This window comes from Massilia sp. CT11-108, assembly GCF_047302915.1.
GTDB classification, from domain to species: domain Bacteria; phylum Pseudomonadota; class Gammaproteobacteria; order Burkholderiales; family Burkholderiaceae_D; genus Telluria; species Telluria orientalis.
This window is the reverse complement of the sequence record NZ_JBKYMO010000485.1, coordinates 1-4130: the sequence shown is the minus strand read 5'-3', so window position 1 is coordinate 4130 and position 4130 is coordinate 1. Positions and strand designations below refer to the sequence as shown.

3 protein-coding genes and 1 pseudogene are annotated in these 4130 nt (G+C 65.1%); all 4 read left to right on the top strand.

Translation table 11 applies throughout. The features are described from left to right. Positions 1-69 precede the first annotated feature (69 nt). A pseudogene (gene odhB, locus ACEN88_RS25890) lies at positions 70-933 on the top strand (2-oxoglutarate dehydrogenase complex dihydrolipoyllysine-residue succinyltransferase); the annotation flags it as partial. Positions 934-993: 60 nt separating this feature from the next. Beyond that, positions 994-1335 carry a PspC domain-containing protein gene (locus ACEN88_RS25885; protein ID WP_413344285.1) on the top strand — a complete coding sequence of 114 codons (342 nt, stop codon included), beginning with the start codon at positions 994-996 and terminating at the stop codon, positions 1333-1335. 50 nt (positions 1336-1385) lie between these two features. Continuing rightward, positions 1386-2819: a dihydrolipoyl dehydrogenase gene (lpdA, locus tag ACEN88_RS25880; RefSeq protein WP_413344283.1), complete on the top strand. Its 1434-nt coding sequence runs from the start codon at positions 1386-1388 to the stop codon at positions 2817-2819. A gap of 78 nt (positions 2820-2897) precedes the next feature. Next, positions 2898-3995, top strand: a complete 1098-nt coding sequence (zapE, locus tag ACEN88_RS25875; RefSeq protein WP_413344281.1) for a cell division protein ZapE — start codon at positions 2898-2900, stop codon at positions 3993-3995. Positions 3996-4130: the final 135 nt, after the last annotated feature.

Below are 4130 nucleotides of genomic sequence, written 5' to 3'. Positions count from 1 at the left end.
CCCCCCCCGCCCCCCCCCCCCCCCCCCCCCCGCGCCGCCGCAAACATCCTGCCCTAAAACAACGTCCCCGCCGCCGACGCCACCGGCACCGGCCGTGACGGCCGCGTGACCAAGGGCGATGCCCTGGCCGCCGTCGCCAACAAGCCTGCCGTCGCCGCACCGGCACCGCTGCAGCAGCAAGCACCGAAGGCAGCCCTGCCGCAAGTCGCAACCCCGGTCGCGAACCTGGGCGACCGTCCGGAAGAGCGCGTGCCGATGAGCCGCCTGCGCGCCCGTATCGCCGAGCGCCTGCTGCAGTCGCAGTCGACCAACGCCATCCTGACGACGTTCAACGAAGTCAACATGGCACCGGTCATGGAAATGCGCGCCAAGTACAAGGACAAGTTCGAGAAAGAGCACGGCGTCAAGCTGGGCTTCATGTCCTTCTTCGTCAAGGCCGCCGTCGCCGCGCTGAAGAAGTACCCGATCCTGAACGCGTCGGTCGACGGTAACGACATCATCTACCACGGCTACTTCGACATCGGTATCGCCGTCGGTTCGCCGCGCGGCCTGGTCGTCCCGATCCTGCGCAACGCCGACCAGATGTCGATCGCCGAGATCGAGAAGAAGATCGGCGAATTCGGCCAGAAAGCCAAGGACGGCAAGCTGACGCTGGAAGACCTGACCGGCGGTACGTTCTCGATCTCGAACGGCGGCACCTTCGGTTCGATGCTGTCGACCCCGATCATCAACCCGCCGCAGTCGGCGATCCTGGGCGTGCACGCGACCAAGGACCGCGCCGTCGTCGAGAATGGCCAGATCGTCATCCGCCCGATGAACTACCTGGCGATGTCGTACGACCACCGCATCATCGACGGCCGCGAAGCCGTCCTGGGCCTGGTCGCGATGAAGGACGCGCTGGAAGATCCGGCCCGCCTGCTGCTCGACCTGTAATTCACGAACGGGGGCGCGCCCGCCTGGTGCGCCCGTGCGTGTGTCTGATGGAAGGGAATGATCATGATCTCCGATGAAATCAAGCGTTTGCACGAACTGCACCAGGCCGGCGCATTGACCGACGCCGAATTCGAACAGGCGAAGGCGAAGGTATTGTCCGGCGCCTCGTCGACCGTGAACCTGAACAAGAGCGCGAATGCCGACGGTTCGTTCGCGTCCGAGCTGAACACCTTGCGCCGCTCGCGCACCGACCGCTGGCTGGGCGGTGTCTGCGGCGGCCTGGCGCAAGTGTCGGGCGTGGATGCGTGGGTATGGCGGCTCGTGTTCGCGCTGTTCACCATCACGTTCGGGTTCGGGATCGTGATTTACCTGTTGTTGTGGATTTTCGTCCCAGAAGAATAACGTGACATGGGCGGTGCGCCGTCCATGCCGCGACATCAAGGAATCGATTAATGAGCACTGAAAAACAATTCGACGTCGTCGTGATCGGCGGCGGTCCTGGCGGCTACGTGGCCGCGATCCGCGCAGCGCAGCTGGGCTTCAAGACCGCCTGCATCGACGAATGGCAGAACGCCAAGGGCGGCCCGGCACTGGGCGGCACCTGCACCAACGTCGGCTGCATCCCGTCGAAGGCACTGCTGCAATCGTCGGAACACTTCGAGCACGCCGGCCACGCGTTCGCCGAGCACGGCATCGACGTCGCCGGTCTCTCGCTGAACCTGGGCCAGATGCTCAAGCGCAAAGAGGGCGTCGTCAAGGCCAATAACGACGGCATCGTCTACCTGTTCAAGAAGAACAAGGTCACCTTCTTCCACGGCCGCGGCACGTTCGCCGGCAAGGCAGGCGAAGGCTACACCATCAACGTGTCGGGCCCGACCACCGATTCGATCACCGCGAAGAACGTGATCATCGCGACCGGCTCGAACGCCCGCGAACTGCCGGGCGCAGCGTTCGACGAGAAAGTCATCCTGTCGAACACCGGCGCGCTGACCGTCGACGCCGTCCCGGCCAGGCTGGGCGTCATCGGCGCCGGCGTGATCGGCCTGGAGATGGGTTCCGTGTGGCGCCGCCTGGGTGCCAAGGTCACCGTGCTGGAAGGCCTGCCGACGTTCCTGGGCGCGGTCGACGAGCAGATCGCCAAGGAAGCGCACAAGCTGTTCACCAAGCAGGGCCTGGACATCCAGCTGGGCGTGAAGATCAACAGCGTGACCAAGGGCGACAACAGCGTCACCGTGGACTACGCCGATGCAGCGGGCGCCGCGAAGAGCGAAACGTTCGACCGCCTGATCATCTCGATCGGCCGCGTGCCGAACACCAACGGCCTCGGCATCGAGACCGTCGGCGTGCAGCTGGACGAGCGCGGCTTCGTGGCCGTCGACGACGAATGTCGCACCAACGTCCCGGGCATCTGGGCCGTGGGCGACGTCGTGCGCGGCCCGATGCTGGCGCACAAGGCGGAAGAAGAGGGTGTTGCCGTTGCCGAGCGCATCGCCGGCCAGCACGGTCACGTCAACTTCAACACGATCCCGTGGGTCATCTACACCTCGCCGGAAATCGCGTGGGTCGGCAAGACCGAGCAGCAGCTCAAGAAGGAAGGCGTCGCGTACAAGGCCGGCACGTTCCCGTTCATGGCCAACGGCCGTGCACGCGCGCTGGGCGACACGTCGGGCATGGTGAAATTCCTGGCCGACGCGACGACCGACGAAATCCTGGGCGTCCACATCGTGGGCCCGGTCGCGTCGGAGCTGATCTCGGAAGCCGTCGTCGCGATGGAATTCCGCGCGTCGTCGGAAGACATCGCCCGCATCTGCCACGCCCACCCGTCGCTGTCCGAAGCGACCAAGGAAGCCGCGCTCGCCGTCGACAAGCGTTCGCTGAACTTCTAATACTTGTATGACCGGGCTCCGGCCCGATTGGGGGTGGACGGCATCGCTGTCCACCCCCATCTTTATGCGGCTCTTTTCATGAACGTCCAAGAGTACTACCAGCACGCGCTGACCGAGCGCGGATTCAAGTCCGATCCCGCGCAGCAGCGCGCCGTCGACCGCCTGCAGGAGGCGTACGACGACTGGGTCGCGTACAAGTCGCAGCGCTCGTCCGCGTTCAAGCGCCTGATCAACCGTCCCGACGTCCCGCAGGGCGTCTACATGTGGGGCGGCGTCGGCCGCGGCAAGTCCTTCCTCATGGACAGCTTCTACTCGGTGGTGCCGGTCGTGCGCAAGACGCGCCTGCACTTCCACGAATTCATGCGCGCCGTGCACCGCCAGCTCGACGAGCTGAAAGGCGTGGAAGACCCGCTGATCGAGGTCGCCAGGCGCATCTCGAAGAAATACCGCCTGATCTGCTTCGACGAATTCCACGTGAACGACGTGGCCGACGCGATGATCATGTACAACCTGCTGTCCGCGCTGTTCGCCAACGGCGTGTCGTTCGTGATGACGTCGAACTACGATCCGGACAAGCTGTACCCGGACGGCCTGCACCGCGACCGCATGCTGCCCACGATCGCGCTGATCAAGGACAAGCTGGACGTCATGAACGTCGACGCCGGCATCGATTACCGCCACCGCGCGCTGGAACAGGTGCAGGCCTATTACACGCCGCTGGGCGCGGCCTCCGACCACGCCTTACGCGAGACGTATGCGAAAGTCGCCGACACGGCCGACGAGGATCCGCGCGTGCACATCGAACAGCGCGAGCTGCGTGCGCTGCGGCGTGCCGGCGGCGTGATCTGGTTCGATTTCGCCACCTTGTGCGGCGGCCCGCGTTCGCAGAACGACTACCTGGAACTCTCCAGCCAGTTCCACACCGTGATCCTGTCGGGCGTGCCGCGCATGTCGGCCGCGATGTCGTCGGAGGCGCGCCGCTTCACGTGGCTGATCGACGTGTTCTACGATCACAAGGTCAAGCTGATCATGTCGGCCGAGGTCGAGCCGGAGCTGCTGTACACCGAGGGTGCGATGTCGAACGAGTTCCATCGCACGGTGTCGCGTATCATTGAGATGCAGTCGCGTGAATACATGCTCGCCGAGCGGCGCGGCGTGGCCGACTCGCTGGCCTGAACGATCAAAGGAACCGAATGAAAGCAGACTTCGTCACAGACACCCGTATCCGCATGCGCACGCTCGCCGTGGCGCTGTCCGCCGCGCTGCTGGCCGCGTGCGCCAGCCAGGACGTGGTGCCGCGCGACGGACGTC